Source organism: Paenibacillus sp. Dod16, assembly GCF_049893405.1.
Lineage (GTDB): Bacteria > Bacillota > Bacilli > Paenibacillales > Paenibacillaceae > Paenibacillus_AQ.
In genome coordinates this window covers 1-444 of sequence record NZ_JBNDYG010000142.1, presented here as the reverse complement: position 1 = coordinate 444, position 444 = coordinate 1, and the positions used below count along the sequence as shown (strand labels likewise).

The window sequence follows — 444 nt, the reverse complement described above, 5'->3', positions numbered from 1 at the left end:
TATCGATGACTCGATAACGGTCTTTATGGTTGTTCGCTTGGCGACGTCCTACTCTCCCGGGACCCTTCGGTCCAAGTACCATCGGCGCTGGAAGGCTTAACGGTCGTGTTCGGTATGGGAACGCGTGGAACCCTTCCGCCATCGCCACCAAACGGCTCAGATGCTTAATCACCTGAAAACTAGATACGAAACGAAATTTGCGTTGATTAGAATCCGTAGCATTACCCGATGTGGTATCGGGGTCCCCGGAAAGTATTTGGCGTTGCTCCAAAGCTTCGCTTCACTTTTTGGGGTAATTTGGATAAGCCCTCGACCGATTAGTATTGGTCAGCTCCATGCATTGCTGCACTTCCACCTCCAACCTATCTACCTCGTCGTCTTCAAGGGGTCTTACTAGTTGGGAAATCTCATCTTGAGGGGGGCTTCACGCTTAGATGCTTTCAG

At 50.7% G+C, this 444-nt stretch carries 2 rRNA genes; both read right to left on the bottom strand.

From position 1 onward, the window contains the following. Positions 1–35: 35 nt before the first annotated feature. Positions 36–152: ribosomal RNA gene (rrf, locus tag ACPV3A_RS37810) — 5S ribosomal RNA — on the bottom strand. Positions 153–297: 145 nt separating this feature from the next. Beyond that, positions 298–444: ribosomal RNA gene (locus tag ACPV3A_RS37805) — 23S ribosomal RNA — on the bottom strand; the annotation flags it as partial.